The sequence below is a fragment of the Pseudomonas sp. BAV 4579 genome (genome assembly GCF_009765395.1).
Lineage (GTDB): Bacteria > Pseudomonadota > Gammaproteobacteria > Pseudomonadales > Pseudomonadaceae > Chryseomonas > Chryseomonas aestiva.
This window is the reverse complement of sequence record NZ_WHOV01000003.1, coordinates 52,976-68,503: the sequence shown is the minus strand read 5'-3', so window position 1 is coordinate 68,503 and position 15,528 is coordinate 52,976. Positions and strand designations below refer to the sequence as shown.

The window sequence follows — 15,528 nt, the reverse complement described above, 5'->3', positions numbered from 1 at the left end:
GTGCGAGGCAAAGGCAGTGGATAAGGTTTTCATCGAGGGACTCGAGGTTGACACCGTGATAGGGGTGTATGACTGGGAGCGTGACATCCGCCAGTGCCTGCGCATCGATCTCGCCATGGGCTGGGATATCCGCGCGGCGGCGGCGAACGACGAACTCGAACACACCCTGAACTATGCGGCGGTGGCCGAGCGCATCACCGCCTTCGCCCACGAGACCGCCTTCGAGCTGGTGGAAACCTTTGCCGAGCGCCTGGCTGCGCTGTTGCAGGCGGAATTCAAGCTGCCCTGGCTGCGCCTGCGCATCACCAAGCCCGGCGCGGTGCCGACCGCCCGCGGCGTGGGCGTGGAGATCGAGCGGGGGCAGGCGTGACCCGGGTCTATCTGGGGCTGGGCAGCAATATCCAGCGCGAGCAGCACCTGGGCATGGCCCTGGATGAACTCGCGACGCTGCTGACCGCCATGCAGTGCTCGCCGGTGTTCGAAAGCGAAGCCGTGGGTATCCGCAGCGCGCCCTTCTTCAATCTGGTGGTGACCGGTGACACGGCGCTCGACCCGGCGGCCCTGAGTCAGAGACTCAAGGCCATCGAAACCCGCAGCGGTCGCTATGCGCCGGATCGCCAGGGCCTGCCGCTGGACATCGACATCCTGCTGCATGGCGACCTGACCGGCGAGTTCGCCGGCCTGACCCTGCCGCGCGCCGAGATCCTGCGCAATGCCTTCGTGCTCTGGCCGCTGGCCCTGCTGGCCGGCGAGCGGCGGCATCCGGACAACGGCCGCCGGCTCGATGAGCTGTGGCAGGAGATGCGCGGCCAGACCACCCAGGTGTTGCGGCCGGTGGCGTTCCGCTGGAAGGATGTCGAGTTGACACCGGCGACGCTGCTCAACGCCGATCGGGTATAGCGCGGCGGTTGTTAGGCTTCGCTGCGCTCAACCCAACCTACGGGAGCTCTTCCCCCCTCTCCCTTTGGGAGAGGGCTGGGGTGAGGACACGCCTCGCGAAGGCTCCCCAGTGGAAAAGGCTGCGCCGTTTTCCACGCTACGGCTCTAACACAGGCTCCGCTTCGCTCGGACAACCCCTTCTCCCTCACGGAGAGGGTCGCTAGGGAAGAGCTGCGCTGTGCTCAGCGCCAACCTACGAAAGCTGGGCCAGGGCGTCGATGCGGGCCTGTTTGAGCGCCTCGCCGAGGGCCGCGCCCTTGAAGCCCTGGGCGACCAGGGGTTGGACCTCGACCCCACGCAACACCTCGGCTGCTTGGCGCAGCAAGGCCAGCGGTGGCTCGCCTTCTTCGGTCCTGACTGCCGCCGCACAGGCGCAGGCCTGGAGGAATTCCTCGAAGCGCGCCGGACGGCGCAGCACATCGAAACCCTGCAGCAGTTCGAACCAGGCCTCCGGCGTCAGCTGCCGGGCCTGCAGGGCCGTGGGTCTGTGACGTACCAGCAGCAATGCCAACTCGGCCGGGTCGCGCGGGACCTTGAGGCGGGCGTTGACGGCCGCGTGCTGCTCTGCCGGTACGTCCAGCAACAGGCAGGCCCAGCGTACGTTCAGCGAGGCCTGGACCTCGGCGCTCTGGCGCAGGGTGGCATATGCCCGGGCGCCCGGTTCGGGCTGCTCGCCAGTGAACCCGGCAGCCACCTCCGGCAGCAGCGCAGTCAGGGCGCCGCAGTCGTGCAGCACTCGAATGAAGACATCGGGCCGCTCTTCGAGCAGGGCACGCGAGATTTCCTTCCACAACCGCTCGGCGGTCAGGGCATCCAGTTCGCCGCTGGCGACCATCTTCTGCATCAGCAGCAGCGTTTCCGGCGCCACCTGGAAACCCAGGCTGCAATAGCGGGCGGCGAAACGGGCGACGCGCACCACGCGCAATGGATCTTCGGCGAAGGCCGGCGAGACGTGACGCAACAGGCGCGCCTGAAGATCCGCGCGCCCGCCATAGGGGTCTATGACCTGGCCATCGTCGTCTTCGGCCATGGCATTGACGGTCAGGTCGCGGCGGATCAGATCCTGTTCCAGGGTGACGTCGGGTGCGGCGTGAAAGGTGAAGCCGCCATAGCCGCGCCCGCTCTTGCGTTCGGTACGGGCGAGGGCGTATTCCTCACCGGTCCGGGGATGCAGGAACACCGGGAAGTCGGCACCCACGGGACGATAACCCTGGGCAGCGAGGGCTTCGGCAGTGGCGCCCACCACGACCCAGTCGACTTCGGTCACCGGTCGGCCGAGCAGGCGATCGCGCACGGCGCCGCCCACCTTGTAGATTTGCATAGAAAAAGACCTCCTTGCGGAGGCCTAGGATAGCCCGAAAGCCTGGCTCGGCTCAGATCGGCGAAGCCAGATCCAGACGCCGGTCATGGTCGCGGCTCTCGTGGCGGGGCGGAACCTGGAAGCTGTGGGTGACATCTTCGCCCCTCATGCTTTCCAGGCGGATGTCGAACCCCCAGAGCCGGTGCAGGTGCTTGAGCACCTCGTCCGTGGAGTTGCCCAGCGGCTTGCGGTCATGCTGGAAGTGGCGAAGGGTGAGCGAACGATCGCCACGCCGGTCCACGTTCCAGATCTGCACATTGGGCTCGCGATTGCCCAGGTTGTACTGGGCGGCGAGTTGCTCGCGGATCAGACGATAGCCGCAGTCGTCATGGATGGCCGCCACCTCCAGTTCGTCGCGCTGGTCGTCATCGAGGATGCTGAACAGCTTGAGGTCGCGGATCACCTTGGGCGAGAGGTACTGCAGGATGAAGCTTTCGTCCTTGAAGCTCTTCATGGCAAAGGTGACGGTGGCCAGCCAGTCGCTGCCGGCGATGTCGGGGAACCAGCGGCGGTCTTCTTCCGTGGGGTCCTCGCAGATGCGCCGGATGTCGCGGAACATGGCGAAGCCGAGGGTATAGGGGTTGATGCCACTGTAGTAGGGACTGTCGAAGCCCGGCTGGTAGATCACCCCGGCGTGAGATTGCAGGAATTCGAACATGAAGCCTTCGGTGACCAGGCCCTCGTCGTAGAGATCGTTGAGCAGGGTGTAGTGCCAGAAGGTGGCCCAGCCTTCGTTCATCACCTGGGTCTGGCGCTGGGGATAGAAGTACTGGGCGATCTTGCGCACGATGCGGATCACCTCGCGCTGCCAGGGCTCCAGCAGCGGCGCGTGCTTTTCCACGAAATAGAGGATGTTTTCCTGGGGTTCGCTGGGGAAGCGCGCCCCTTCGTCATGCGACTCCTTGCCGGCCATCTTGGGAATGGTCCGCCAGAGGTCGTTGACTTGCCGCTGCAACTGCTCTTCGCGCTCCTTCTGCCGCTGGCGTTCCTCGGCGGCGGAGATGGGGTAGGGCCGCTTGTAGCGATCTACCCCGTAGTTCATCAGCGCATGGCAGGAATCCAGCAGTTCTTCCACGGCATCGATGCCATGGCGTTCCTCGCACTGGGTGATGTACTGCTTGGCGAACACCAGGTAGTCGATGATGGAGCTGGCATCGGTCCAGGTGCGGAACAGGTAGTTGCCCTTGAAGAAGCTGTTGTGACCGTAGCAGGCATGGGCGATCACCAGCGCCTGCATGGTCATGGTGTTCTCTTCCATGAGGTAGGCGATGCAGGGATCGGAATTGATCACGATCTCGTAGGCCAGGCCCATCTGGCCGCGGCTGTAGTGCTTCTCGGTGTGCAGGAAGTGCTTGCCGTAGGACCAGTGGTTGTAGCCGATGGGCATGCCGACGGAGGCATAGGCATCCATCATCTGCTCGGCGGTGATCACCTCGATCTGGTTGGGATAGGTGTCCAGCGTATAGCGCTTGGCGATCCGGGCGATCTCCCGGTCGTAGGTCTGGATCAGCTCGAAGGTCCATTCCGAGCCGGTGGAGATGGGCTCACGTTTCATGACAAGAGTCTCCGCTGGAACAATTCGCGGAACACGGGATAGATATCCCCCGCCGAGACGATCTGCTGCTGCGAGAAGGAATCCGGGAAGGCGCCGCGGACGTTCTCGTATTCGTACCACAACGCCTGGTGCTCGCGCGGGGTGATCTCTACATAGGTGTAGTACTGCATGAACGGCAGGATCTGCTTGGTCAGGATCTCCCGGCAGAGGGGCGAGTCGTCGTTCCAGTTGTCGCCGTCGGAGGCCTGGGCGGCATAGAGATTCCACTCGTTGACCGGATAGCGCGCGGCCATGACCTCCTGCATCAGCTTGAGGGCACTGGAGACGATGGTGCCGCCGGTCTCCCGGGAGTAGAAGAACTCTTCCTCGTCCACTTCCTTGGCACTGGTGTGGTGCCGGATGAACACCACCTCGATGCGCTCGTAGTTACGCTTGAGAAACAGGTAGAGCAGGATGTAGAACCGCTTGGCGATGTCCTTGGTGGCCTGGGTCATGGAGCCGGAGACGTCCATCAGGCAGAACATCACCGCCTTGGAGCTGGGACTGGGTTGCTTGGACAGCAGGTTGTACTTGAGGTCGAAGGTGTCGAGGAAGGGCACCTTGTCGATGCGCGCGCGCAGCCGCTCGATCTCGGCCTCCAGTGCCTGGATGTCGCCCAGGTTGTCGGGTTCCTCCACCCGCAGCCGCGCCAGCTCCGCCCTGGCTTCGCGCAGCTTGTTGCGACTGCCGCCGGAAAGGGCGATGCGTCGCGCATGGGAGGCGCGCAGGGTACGGATGATATTGATGCGGGCAGGATTGCCCTCGTTGCTGATGCCGGCGCGGACCGTCTTGAAGGTATCGGTGCCGGTCAGCTGCTTCTTGACCAGGTTGGGCAGCTCCAGGTCCTCGAACATGAAGTCGAGGAATTCGTCCTGGGTGATCTGGAAGGCGAATTCGTCCATGCCTTCGCCACTGTTGCTGGCCTTGCCCTGGCCCTGACCACCGCCGCCGCCCTGGGGGCGGGCGATGCGTTCGCCGCTGACGAATTCCTTGTTGCCCGGATGGACGATGGTCTGGCGGCCGCCCTTGCCCTGATAGAGGGCGGGTTCGTCGATGTCGCGGGCAGGAATGCTGATCTGCTCGCCGTGTTCCATGTCGGTGATGGAGCGCCGGCTCACGGCTTCCTCGACCGCCTTCTTGATGTGCTCACGATAACGCCGCAGAAACCGCGTGCGGTTCACCGTGCTCTTGTTCTTGCCGTTTAGACGCCGGTCGATGACATAGCTCATACAGGCCCTCCGGGCTATTGCAGGACACCACGACGACGCGGCTGGCGCGTCGTCGCGGGTTCAGCCTCAGGCTGCCTTACTGCGACTTGCGTACCCGTGAATACCACTCGGACAGCAGTCGTACCTGCTTCTCGGTGTAGCCGCGCTGGACCATGCGGGTCACGAAGTCGCTGTGCTTCTGCTGATCTTCCTTGCTGGCCTTGGCATTGAAGCTGATGACCGGCAGGAGCTCCTCGGTGTTGGAGAACATCTTCTTCTCGATCACCGCGCGCAGCTTCTCGTAGGACAGCCAGCTCGGATTCTTGCCGTTATTGTTGGCACGGGCGCGCAACACGAAGTTGACGATTTCGTTGCGGAAATCCTTCGGATTGCTGATGCCGGCCGGTTTCTCGATCTTCTCCAGTTCCTCGTTGAGCGAGGCGCGATTGAGGATCTCGCCGGTTTCCGGATCGCGGTATTCCTGATCCTGGATCCAGAAATCCGCGTAGAGCACGTAGCGGTCGAAAATGTTCTGGCCGTATTCGCTGTAGGACTCGAGGTAGGCGGTCTGGATCTCCTTGCCGATGAATTCCACGTAGCGCGGCGCCAGGTATTCCTTGATGAATCTCATGTAGCGCTCGCGGGTCTCGGCCGGGAACTGCTCGGCTTCGATCTGCTGCTCCAGCACATAGAGCAGGTGCACTGGGTTGGCCGCGATCTCGTTGGCGTCGAAGTTGAACACTCGCGAGAGGATCTTGAAGGCGAAGCGCGTGGAGAGCCCGTTCATGCCCTCGTCGACGCCGGCGCTGTCGCGGTATTCCTGGATCGACTTGGCCTTGGGATCGGTGTCCTTGAGGTTTTCGCCGTCGTAGACGCGCATCTTCGAGTAGATGTTGGAGTTTTCCGGTTCCTTGAGGCGCGAGAGCACCGAGAACTGGGCCAGCATCTTCAGGGTGTCCGGCGCACAATGGGCGTTGGCCAGAGAGCTGTTGACCAGCAGCTTGTCGTAGATGTGGATCTCGTCGGAGACGCGCAGGCAGTAGGGCACCTTGACGATGTAGATCCGGTCGATGAAGGCCTCGTTGTTCTTGTTGTTGCGGAAGGTGTGCCACTCGGATTCGTTGGAGTGGGCCAGGATGATGCCACTGTAGGGCAGGGCGCCGAGGCCCTCGGTGCTGTTGTAGTTGCCTTCCTGGGTCGCGGTCAGCAGGGGGTGGAGGACCTTGATCGGGGCCTTGAACATCTCCACGAATTCCATCAGGCCCTGGTTCGCCCGGCACAGGGCGCCGGAGTAGCTGTAGGCATCCGCATCGTTCTGCGGGTACTCCTCCAGCTTGCGGATGTCCACCTTGCCCACCAGGGCGGAGATGTCCTGGTTGTTCTCGTCGCCCGGCTCGGTCTTGGCGATGGCGATCTGGTTGAGGATGGAGGGGTAGAGCTTGACCACCCGGAACTTGCTGATGTCGCCGCCGAATTCCTGCAGTCGCTTGGCCGCCCAGGGCGACATGATGCTGCGCAGGTAGTGGCGGGGAATGCCGTAGTCCTCTTCGAGGATCTGGCCGTCTTCGTCGGGATTGAACAGCCCCAGGGGCGATTCGAACACCGGCGAACCCTTGATGGCGTAGAAGGGGACCTTCTCGATCAGGTGCTTGAGTTTTTCCGCGAGGGACGATTTGCCGCCACCCACCGGGCCAAGCAGATAAAGGATCTGCTTCTTCTCTTCCAGGCCCTGCGCCGCGTGGCGGAAGTAGGACACGATCTGCTCGATGCAGTCCTCCATGCCATGGAAGTCGGCAAAGGCGGGGTAGCGGCGGATGACCTTGTTGGAAAAGATGCGCGACAGGCGTGAATCACTGGTGGTGTCCACCAGTTCGGGTTCGCCGATGGCCATGAGCATGCGCTCGGCGGCACTGGCAAAGGCGGTACGATCCTTCTTGCAGATCTCAAGGTATTCCTGAAGGGAATACTCTTCCTGGCGAGTCGCTTCAAAACGCCCCTGGAAGTGACTGAAAATGCTCATGACGTCTCCTCGCTGGATACCCTGGACCAGCTTGGAATCGATGCCTGGAGCCTTGCCTTGCTGCCGGTGGGGAGCGGTCATGCCGGGCGACGAAAGATAACGTCCCTAATACCTTCGTTGTCGTCTTGCCTAATCGATCCGCCTGCAGAAGTAGGGTTGGGTTTCGAGAGACGCACGAAGGAGACCGATGGAAACGGTCCCCCTGGAATTCCCCCGAATCTCCAGTGGTTACACCGATGGTCCAAAGCCGGTTATCGAACCCGCCGTTTCCGGAGGGCCTGATTCCAGAATAGTCCTATCTGCGAGATGTGGAAGAGCCAATTCGGTTTATTCTTGTAACCACAGCGTCAAGCCGTTGTGTTAAACGGCCTCGCCACTTTCGGTCTGCTCGGGATAGCGGGTGCGCCAGTTTTCGAAGCCGCCGTCGACGCTGTAGACCTGGCTGAAGCCCTGGCCGGCCAGAAAGGCCGCCGCGCTCTGGCTGGAGTGGCCGTGGTAGCAGAACACCAGCAGCGGCGCGTCGAGATCGGCAGCGGCGATGAAGTCGTGGATGTTCTGGTTGTCGAGGCGCTGGGCGCCGGCGACGTGCAGGGTGGCGTAGCTGTGCGGATCACGGATGTCGACGATCCGCGCGCCCTCGCTGCGCAGTTCCAGCGCCCGTTCGGGGGAGATACAGGTGAATTCGCTCATTTCTTCTCCTTGCAACTGCAGAGATGACGGCGGTTGCCGTCGACGTCGAGCAGGGTCATGTCGCCGCCCCAGACGCAGCCGCTGTCGAGCGCCTCGACATTGGGCGCCGCGCAGCGACCCTTGAGCGCGGCCCAGTGGCCGAACAGGATGCGCACGTCGCGGGTCAGCCGGTGATCGTGGCTGAACCAGGGGGCGAAACCGGCCGGCGCGCTGTCCAGGCCTTCCTTGCTCTTGAATTCCAGGCGACCTTCCGGGCTGCAGAATCTCATACGCGTCAGGTAGTTGGTGATCAGGCGCAGGCGCTCCTGGCCCTGGAGCTCATCTTGCCAGAGCGCCGGCTCGTTGCCATACATCTGCTCGAGAAAGGGCACATGAGCCTGGTCATCGCGCAATACGGCCTCCACTTCGCCGGCCAGGCTCAGGGCCTGGGCCAGCGTCCATTGCGGCGGCAGACCGGCGTGGACCAGCACGCAATTGCGCCCGGCGTCGTGCTGCATCAGCGGCAGGTGGCGCAGCCAAAGCAGCAACTCGTCGCGGTCGGGCGCGGCGAGGATGTCGCTCAGGGTGTCCTGCTTCTTCAGCCTGGCGCCGCCCAAGGCCACCGCCAGCAGGTGCAGGTCGTGATTGCCCAGGACGCTGACCAGCGAATCGCGCATCCCGTACAGGTATCTCAGGGTTTCCAGAGACTGAGGTCCGCGGTTGACCAGATCGCCCACCAGCCAGAGGCGGTCCTGCGCGGGATCGAAGCGGACCTCGTCGAGGAGGCATTTGAGCGGGTCGAGGCAACCTTGCAGGTCGCCAACGGCGTACAGCGTCATCGGGACTCCTGGTGTGGGGTTTTAGAAGTTCGCGCACGTTTTGGCGAGTGATTTTTTGGTCTGGGCCAGGCGCTGCGACGAGTCATAGCAGGGCTATGGCGAGGAGTAGCAACGCGGCCCAGGGCGAAAAAGCGTCGCCAAAATTGTGTAGATAACTTCTGAAACACCACACTAGTGCAGCGAGCCGGGTACGGCCAGGCGGAAGGTGGGGATGATGGCCTCGAAGGTATGGCCATCGCTGGCGACCATCTGGTAGCTGCCCCTCATGCTGCCCACCTGGGTCGGCATCAGCGTGCCGCTGGAATAGCTGTGGGTTTCGCCCGGCGCGATCAGCGGCTGCTCGCCCACCACGCCCGGGCCGCGCACTTCCTGCGCTTCGCCATTGCCGTCGGTGATGATCCAGTGGCGGCTGAGCAACTGCGCCGGCAGCCGGCCGTCATTGCGGATGCTCACGTCGTAGGCGAAGGCGTAGCGCTCCTGGCTGGCGCTGGATTGTTCGGGCAGGTAGCGGGTGGTGACCTGCACGGTGATGAGGTAGCGCGGATCGGGCTCGGTCACAGGAGGATTCTCGACAGATACGGATGAAGGGGCTTCAGCTGGATGCCAGCTGGTTGGCCAGACGTACATAGGCCGCCAGGTCCAGCTGTTCAGGGCGCAGCCCTGGGTCGACGTCGGCGGCTTCGATGGCGGCGCTGTCCAGGGTGCCCTTGAGGGTGTTCCTGAGGGTCTTGCGCCGCTGGCCGAAGGCCTCGCGGACGACGCGCTCGAGCAGGACCGGATCGCGCGCCACATGGGGACGCTCGGTGTGGGGCACCAGGCGCACGATGGCCGAATCCACCTTGGGCGGCGGATTGAAGGCGCCCGGACCGACGTTGAACAGGTGTTCCACGCGGCAGTGGTACTGCACCATGATCGACAGCCGCCCCCAGTCGCCATTGCCGGGCACCGCGGCCAGACGTTCCACCACTTCCTTCTGCAGCATGAAGTGCATGTCGGCGATGATGTCGGCGAAGCTGAGCAGGTGGAAGATCAGCGGTGTGGAGATGTTGTAGGGCAGATTGCCCACCACCCGCAGCCGATCGCCGGCAGCGATGCTGGAGAGGTCGTACTTCATGGCGTCACCCTGGTGCAGGGTGAACAGCGGATTGAGTCCGAACTTGAGTCGGAGCAGGGGAATCAGGTCCTGGTCCAGCTCGATGACGTCGAGCCGGGCGCCACTGCCGAGCAGGCCTTCGGTCAGGGCGCCCTGGCCCGGCCCGATTTCCAGCAGGCGCTCGCCGGGTCGCCCATGGATGGCGCGCAGGATGCGATGGATCACCCCGGCGTCGTGCAGGAAGTTCTGGCCGAACCTCTTGCGGGCGCGGTGTTGGTAGAGCTCGGTCATCAGGTGCTCCGGCGCAGGCAGCGGGCCTGCGATTTCAAGACGGCAAAGACCCACCAGTTTAGCAGACCCTTTACCGTCACCGGAGCGCTTAGAGCCTGTTCATAACCTGCTGCGCGTCGGCCAAACTGCGTTGAAAGGACCCTGGAAGGCCAGCTCCGTCGGAAATGCTCTTTTACCCTTCGTAAACTCGCCCGCGAGTCCGATCCGCTTCCTCAGGGCTTTTTACGGGGCCGCCCAGGCCTTGTTTGTCTCTAGCTCGCGAGGTTGTGAATAGCCTCTCAAGTCACCGAACGGCGATGGGCCGCCATGCTGTAGGCGGTCTCCAGGGCGACCCTCAGACTGCCGGTATCGATGCGTCCGCTGCCGGCCAGGTCGAGGGCGGTACCATGGTCGACCGAGGTGCGGATGATCGGCAGGCCCAAGGTCACGTTGACCGCGGCGCCGAAACCCTTGTGCTTGAGCACCGGCAGACCCTGGTCGTGATACATGGCCAGGACCGCATCGCAGTGCTCGAGGTGCTTGGGCGTGAAGAGGGTGTCGGCGGGCAGCGGTCCAACCAGGTCGAGGCCTTCGGCGCGCAGGCTGTCCAGCGCCGGCTCGATGATCTCGATCTCCTCACGGCCCAGGTGACCGCCTTCGCCGGCATGGGGATTGAGACCGCAGACCAGGATGCGCGGCCGCGCCACACCGAAGTAGCGCTGCAGATCGCCATGCAGGATGCGGGTCACGTCCAGCAGGGTCTGGCGATCGATGGCATCGGCCACCTCGCGCAGTGGCAGATGGGTGGTGACCAGGGCCACTCTCAGGCCGGCCGTTGCCAGCAGCATCACCACCTGGGGGGTTTGGGTCAGCTCGGCAAGAAATTCGGTGTGGCCGGAAAAGGCCACGCCGCCATCGTTGATCACACCCTTGTGCACCGGCGCGGTGATCATCCCGGCGAAGGTGCCGTCGAGACAGCCCTGGCCGGCGCGGGTCAGGGTGTCCAGGACATAGGCGGCATTGGCGGTATCGAGCTGGCCGGTCACCACCGGGGCACCCAGCGGGGTATCCCAGACATAGAGCGCGCCGGCGGGTGCCGGGCGGTCGGGCCAGGCCGTGGGAGCGACCTCGATGAGCTCGATGGCGAGTCCCAGCTCGATCGCGCGAGCGGCCAGGAGGTCGCGGCTGGCGATGGCGATCAGGGCGTGGGGCTGGGCCACGCGGGCCAGCAGCAGGCAGAGGTCGGAACCGATACCGGCGGGCTCACCGGGGGTCAGGGCGAAGCGCAGGGCCATGGCGGGCTCCGGAAACAAGAAGGCCGCAGGGGGTGCCTGCGGCCTTGGGGTTACTGCTTGATCTCGACGTAGGCTTCGTCGCGGATCTGGCGCAACCAGGTCTGCAGTTCCTGGTCGTACTTGCGGCTACGCAGGAGATTCAACGCCTGCTGCTCGCGCGCCTGCTGGGTGTTGTCGGTGGCGCGACGGCCCAGGACTTCCAGAATGTGCCAGCCGAAGGCGGTGCGGAACGGCTGCGACAGCTGGTTGACCGGCGAGTTGTTCATCACTTCGCTGAATTCCGGGACCAGGGATTCCGGGTTGATCCAGCCCAGGTCGCCGCCATTGAGCGCCGAGCCCGGGTCTTCCGAGAAGCTCTTGGCCAGGGTGGCGAAGCTCTCGCCGTTCTGGATGCGCTCGCGCAGGCGCGCGGCCAGGCGCTGGGTTTCGGCATCGCTGCGCACGGCATTGGGCTTGAGCAGGATGTGCCGGACGTGCACCTCGTCGACGATGCTGGCCTCGCCTCCGCGCTTCTCCTCCACCTTGAGGATCACGAAGCCGCCGGGTACGCGCACCGGCTGGGTGATGCCGCCCACGCCGACACTGCCGATCAGGCGATCGAAGGGCGGGGGCAACTGGGCGGCCTTGCGCCAGCCGATCTCGCCGCCGTCGAGGGCGTTGTCACCGGCCGAGCGGGCGATGGCCAGCTGGTTGAAGTCGGCGCCCTGGCGCAGCTGGTTGTAGGTGTCCTGGGCCTGGCGCGCGGCGGCGTCGAGACCGGCGGTGCCGGCGTTGTCCGCTGCCGGGATCAGGATGTTGGCCAGGCGATACTCTTCGGATAGCTGCAGCTTGCCCAGGTCCGAGGCGAGGAAGTTCTGCACCTCCTGCTGGGTGACCTGCACGCGCTGACCGACCTGACGCTGACGCACCCGGCTGATCATCATCTCGCGGCGGACCTGCTCGCGGGCGGCGTCGTAGGAGAGACCGTCGCGGGCCAGGGCCTTGCGGAAGTCGGCCACGCTCAGGCCATTGCGCTGGGCGATGGTGGCCACGGCCTGGTTGAGCTCCTCGTCGGAGATCTTCACGCCCATGCGCCCGGCCAGCTGCATCTGGATGTCTTCCAGGATCAGCCGCTCGAGCACCTGCTGGCGCAGCTCGCTTTCCGGCGGCGCCGCAGCGCCGCGGCGGGTGATGTTCTGCTTGACCTCGTTGAGTCGCTGATCGAGCTGGCTCTGCATGACCACGTCGTTGTCGACGATGGCCACGACCTTGTCCAGCGGAACCACGGCAGCCTGAGCCAGAGGGGAGAGAGCGAGCGCCGCGCCCAGGGCGAGCGGGCGCAGGGCGTTACATAGCTTGGTCTTCACGTTCACGATAGCCTTGAATGCCTCTGTCCAGGAAGCCTTCGGTCTTGCCGCCGAAGACGTTGCCAAGTCCCTTGAGCACGATCTGCAGGAAGATCCCGCGATCGGCTTCGGAACTCTGGGCGTTGTAGAAGACGTCGTCTTCGCTCTTGAGCCAGTAGCGGCTGATCAGGCGCAGCTTCCAGCAGCAGTTGTCGTATTCGAAGCCACCGAAGGCTTCGAGGGTACGGCTCTTGTTGTAGTCGAACTGCCAGCGGGCAATCGCGGACCACTGGGGCACGATCGGCCAGATGAAGGAGATGTCGTGCTGGTCGACCTTGTAGTCGTCGCTGTTGTAGGTGAAGCGGCCGAAGTTCGGATCGAACACCCGGACGTTGTCACGATAGCGATAGCCGACGTTGAGGATCTTGCCCGGCTCGGCTTCCGGCTGGTAGTGGAACATGACGCTGCCGGAGTCGGTCTGGTGCAGGGTCGGATCCCAGTTGAATTCGCCGTTCACGCGCCAGTCGCGATTGAAGCGATACATGCCGGCCAGGGCATAGGGCGAGCGCGAGGTGGTGGCCTGGGGATTGTCGATGTTCTGCCCCAGGCTGCGGGCGTAGGCCAGGTCGTCCTTGGTCAGGCCGGGCAGCTGCACTTCGCGGTCGCGGAAGTAGAACAGCTGGCCGAAGCTGACGTTGGCGCGCTCGAAGCCGTTGGGCTCGATGAAGCGGCTGGTGGCACCCAGGGCCAACTGGTTGGCGTCGCCGATGCGGTCGCGACCGGTGAAGCGGTTGTCGCGCCACAGCGAGCTGTAGCTGAAGGTGTATTCGCCGGTATCGAACACCGGCAGATCGTCCTGGTCGCGGTTGGGTACGTAGAGGTACTTGGCGCGGGGTTCCAGGGTCTGCTTGCCGCCTTCGCCGAACAGATTCGAGGTGCGGTCGAAGTAGAGGCCGCTGTCGAGGCTGAAGATCGGCACCGAGCGGGTCGGGCTGTCGTTGAAGCTGGTCACGCTGGAACCGGCCGCGGCACGACGGCTACCGCCAACCAGCGGCGAGTTCAGGTCGTTCTGGCCGGTGCTGTCCAGATCCAGGTCGTAGCGGGTATAGGCATAGCGCAGCGACGGCGTCAGGAAGCCCCAGGACGCGGTCATCGGGCGGGCGATGCCCGGCTCGACGTGGTAGCGATTGCCTTCGGCGCGGGTCAGGCCGAACAGGTTGACGTCCGGGCGGTTGCGCACGTTGGTGCGGTTGCCGTTGTCGTCCAGGTCGAAGTAGGTGTTGTCGTCGAAGCTGCGGGTGAAGCGCACCGCCTCGGTGTCGTAGGTGAAGTCCAGACCGCCCGGGTTGTAGGGCAGGGCGCCGCTCAGGGTCAGCTGCGGCAGGCGGTTGTAGGGCGTCACGTCGGAGACCGTAGCCAGCTGGTAGGCCTGGGCGTTGAGGCCGGCGACGAAGGTGTCGCCGCGGTAGGTCAGGCGACCCTGCTGGTTGACGTAGGTTGGCTTGTTGATGCCGAGGTCGGTGTCCAGGTCCTGGAAGTAGTAGGGGTCGCTGATGCGGGTGTAGTCCACCTCGGCCATCAGGCGCGAATCCAGGCCGCTGCGATTCTTCCAGCCGTACAGCCAGCGGTTGTCGGTGGCTTCCGGTTCGCCTTCGTGCTCCGGGTCGGTGTCCTTGAGGTAGGAGCCGTAGACCTCGCCTTCGCTGCTGCGGGTCAGGTAGCGGAAGTCGCCCTCGGTCTGCAGGCCGTGCTTGGCCATGTAGCGCGGATAGAGGGTGGCGTCATAGTTGGGCGCCAGGTTGAAGTAGTAGGGCGTGGTGATCGCGAAGCCGGTGTCGCTGGAGGTACTGATCGAGGGCGCCAGGAAACCGGACTGCCGACGGTCGTCGATCGGGAAGTAGATGAAGGGCGTATAGAGGACCGGAATGTCCTTGACCCGCAGCGTGGCGTTGGTCGCGTAGCCGAGGCCGGTGGCCGGATTCAGGGTGACGGTGTTGCCCTTGACCTGCCAGGCGTTGCTGCCCGGTTCGCAGGTGGTGTAGGTGCCATCCTTGAGGCGGATGATGGCGTCGTCGCTACGCTTGGCGTAGAGCGCGCTGCCACGGGCGCGGCTCTGGTGCATGACGAATTCGGCGTTGTCGACCTGGACCTGGCCGTTGTCCAGCTGCATGTCGGCCTTGTCGCCGACCATCAGCAGGCCGTTGTCGCGGAATCTGACGTTGCCCTTGAGCTCGCCGCGATTCTCCAGCTGGTGCAGGTTGGCTTCCTGGGATTCCACCTGCATGCCGCCCTGGCGCAGCACCACGTCACCGGCCAGGGTGGCGACCTGCTGCTCCTGCTCGTAGCGCGAGGCCTTGGCGGAGATGTAGGTCGGGGCCTTGGCGGTCGGGGTGTCGTCGTACATGCCCGGACGCTGCGGCTCGACATAGGCACCGCTGCAGTAGGGACCGGTCTCGGCCAACTGGGCAGGGGTCAGCTGGTCGCGCGGGACCCAGTCCAGGTGGCTGTAGTCGGCGCTGCGGGACTTGAGGGCGCGGCCCTTGCTTTCGGTCACCAGCACGGCAGCATCGCCCTTGCGCGCGGCGGGCTCAGCCGCGACGCCCTGGGTCTCGCCCTTGCTGGGACGGGGCGGAATGGCCGTGGTTGGTGCCTGGGTGTTGCACGACCAGCCACCGCCGGCTCCGGCGCTACAGTTGAACTGCTCGGCGGGGGCGGCGATAAGGGCGGTGACGGGCTGCATGGCGAGCAGGCTGCCGGTTACCAAGAGGGGGAATTTTCTGCGAAACGCGGGGGTTTTCACGGCCATCCTTAAAGTCGTCCTGCACGCCGGCCATTAAGGGGCCGCGGCCTCTCGATGGGCTCAAAAAGATAGCGGATAATAAAACATGACCTGCACATCGGCTAGGGCCGAGGGAT

At 64.3% G+C, this 15,528-nt stretch carries 13 protein-coding genes; 2 read left to right on the top strand and 11 right to left on the bottom strand.

From position 1 onward, the window contains the following. Positions 1-16: 16 nt before the first annotated feature. Together folB and folK are read left to right on the top strand one after the other, a co-directional pair. Complete coding sequence (folB, locus tag GSQ95_RS01425; RefSeq protein WP_158891484.1) at positions 17-370, top strand: dihydroneopterin aldolase; 354 nt, start codon at positions 17-19, stop codon at positions 368-370. After that, complete coding sequence (gene folK, locus GSQ95_RS01420) at positions 367-900, top strand: 2-amino-4-hydroxy-6-hydroxymethyldihydropteridine diphosphokinase (RefSeq protein WP_158891486.1); 534 nt, start codon at positions 367-369, stop codon at positions 898-900. The genes folB and folK overlap by 4 nt, the downstream gene beginning before the upstream one ends. Positions 901-1,132: 232 nt before the next feature. Here the strand turns inward: folK and GSQ95_RS01415 are convergent, their stop codons facing one another. The 11 genes from GSQ95_RS01415 to GSQ95_RS01365 form a co-directional block, all read right to left on the bottom strand. After that, positions 1,133-2,260, bottom strand: a complete 1,128-nt coding sequence (locus GSQ95_RS01415; protein ID WP_158891488.1) for a multifunctional CCA addition/repair protein — start codon at positions 2,258-2,260, stop codon at positions 1,133-1,135. Between the two features lie 52 nt (positions 2,261-2,312). Continuing rightward, on the bottom strand, positions 2,313-3,854 hold the full coding sequence (locus GSQ95_RS01410; RefSeq protein WP_158891491.1) for a SpoVR family protein: 1,542 nt from the start codon (positions 3,852-3,854) through the stop codon (positions 2,313-2,315). Continuing rightward, the gene (locus GSQ95_RS01405; protein WP_158891493.1) at positions 3,851-5,122 is read right to left on the bottom strand and encodes a YeaH/YhbH family protein; all 1,272 of its coding nucleotides are present in this window, start codon (positions 5,120-5,122) and stop codon (positions 3,851-3,853) included. Before GSQ95_RS01405 ends, GSQ95_RS01410 begins: the two co-directional genes overlap by 4 nt. 76 nt (positions 5,123-5,198) lie before the next feature. Next, on the bottom strand, positions 5,199-7,121 hold the full coding sequence (locus GSQ95_RS01400; RefSeq protein WP_158891495.1) for a PrkA family serine protein kinase: 1,923 nt from the start codon (positions 7,119-7,121) through the stop codon (positions 5,199-5,201). A gap of 360 nt (positions 7,122-7,481) precedes the next feature. Beyond that, positions 7,482-7,811 (bottom strand): thiosulfate sulfurtransferase GlpE, encoded by a 330-nt coding sequence (gene glpE, locus GSQ95_RS01395; RefSeq protein WP_133861949.1) that lies wholly within the window; start codon positions 7,809-7,811, stop codon positions 7,482-7,484. Further along, on the bottom strand, positions 7,808-8,629 hold the full coding sequence (locus GSQ95_RS01390; protein WP_158891497.1) for a symmetrical bis(5'-nucleosyl)-tetraphosphatase: 822 nt from the start codon (positions 8,627-8,629) through the stop codon (positions 7,808-7,810). Before GSQ95_RS01390 ends, glpE begins: the two co-directional genes overlap by 4 nt. Positions 8,630-8,800: 171 nt before the next feature. Continuing rightward, entirely contained in the window at positions 8,801-9,187 is a 387-nt protein-coding gene (gene apaG, locus GSQ95_RS01385) for a Co2+/Mg2+ efflux protein ApaG (RefSeq protein WP_158891499.1), read from the bottom strand. Between the two features lie 34 nt (positions 9,188-9,221). Beyond that, complete coding sequence (gene rsmA, locus GSQ95_RS01380; RefSeq protein WP_017640354.1) at positions 9,222-10,013, bottom strand: 16S rRNA (adenine(1518)-N(6)/adenine(1519)-N(6))-dimethyltransferase RsmA; 792 nt, start codon at positions 10,011-10,013, stop codon at positions 9,222-9,224. A gap of 278 nt (positions 10,014-10,291) precedes the next feature. Next, positions 10,292-11,287, bottom strand: a complete 996-nt coding sequence (gene pdxA, locus GSQ95_RS01375; RefSeq protein ID WP_158891501.1) for a 4-hydroxythreonine-4-phosphate dehydrogenase PdxA — start codon at positions 11,285-11,287, stop codon at positions 10,292-10,294. A gap of 50 nt (positions 11,288-11,337) precedes the next feature. Continuing rightward, entirely contained in the window at positions 11,338-12,633 is a 1,296-nt protein-coding gene (locus GSQ95_RS01370; RefSeq protein WP_158891503.1) for a peptidylprolyl isomerase, read from the bottom strand. After that, positions 12,614-15,418 carry an LPS-assembly protein LptD gene (locus tag GSQ95_RS01365; protein ID WP_158891505.1) on the bottom strand — a complete coding sequence of 935 codons (2,805 nt, stop codon included), beginning with the start codon at positions 15,416-15,418 and terminating at the stop codon, positions 12,614-12,616. Before GSQ95_RS01365 ends, GSQ95_RS01370 begins: the two co-directional genes overlap by 20 nt. Between the last annotated feature and the right edge of the window lie 110 nt (positions 15,419-15,528).

Bases quoted from the DNA above. Each gene is read 5' to 3' on its own strand.
- GSQ95_RS01415 (WP_158891488.1), bottom strand. From the start codon at position 2,260: ATGCAAATCTACAAGGTGGGCGGCGCCGTGCGCGATCGCCTGCTCGGC.
- GSQ95_RS01410 (WP_158891491.1), bottom strand. From the start codon at position 3,854: ATGAAACGTGAGCCCATCTCCACCGGCTCGGAATGGACCTTCGAGCTG.
- GSQ95_RS01405 (WP_158891493.1), bottom strand. From the start codon at position 5,122: ATGAGCTATGTCATCGACCGGCGTCTAAACGGCAAGAACAAGAGCACG.
- GSQ95_RS01400 (WP_158891495.1), bottom strand. From the start codon at position 7,121: ATGAGCATTTTCAGTCACTTCCAGGGGCGTTTTGAAGCGACTCGCCAG.
- glpE (WP_133861949.1), bottom strand. From the start codon at position 7,811: ATGAGCGAATTCACCTGTATCTCCCCCGAACGGGCGCTGGAACTGCGC.
- GSQ95_RS01390 (WP_158891497.1), bottom strand. From the start codon at position 8,629: ATGACGCTGTACGCCGTTGGCGACCTGCAAGGTTGCCTCGACCCGCTC.
- rsmA (WP_017640354.1), bottom strand. From the start codon at position 10,013: ATGACCGAGCTCTACCAACACCGCGCCCGCAAGAGGTTCGGCCAGAAC.
- pdxA (WP_158891501.1), bottom strand. From the start codon at position 11,287: ATGGCCCTGCGCTTCGCCCTGACCCCCGGTGAGCCCGCCGGTATCGGT.
- GSQ95_RS01365 (WP_158891505.1), bottom strand. From the start codon at position 15,418: ATGGCCGTGAAAACCCCCGCGTTTCGCAGAAAATTCCCCCTCTTGGTA.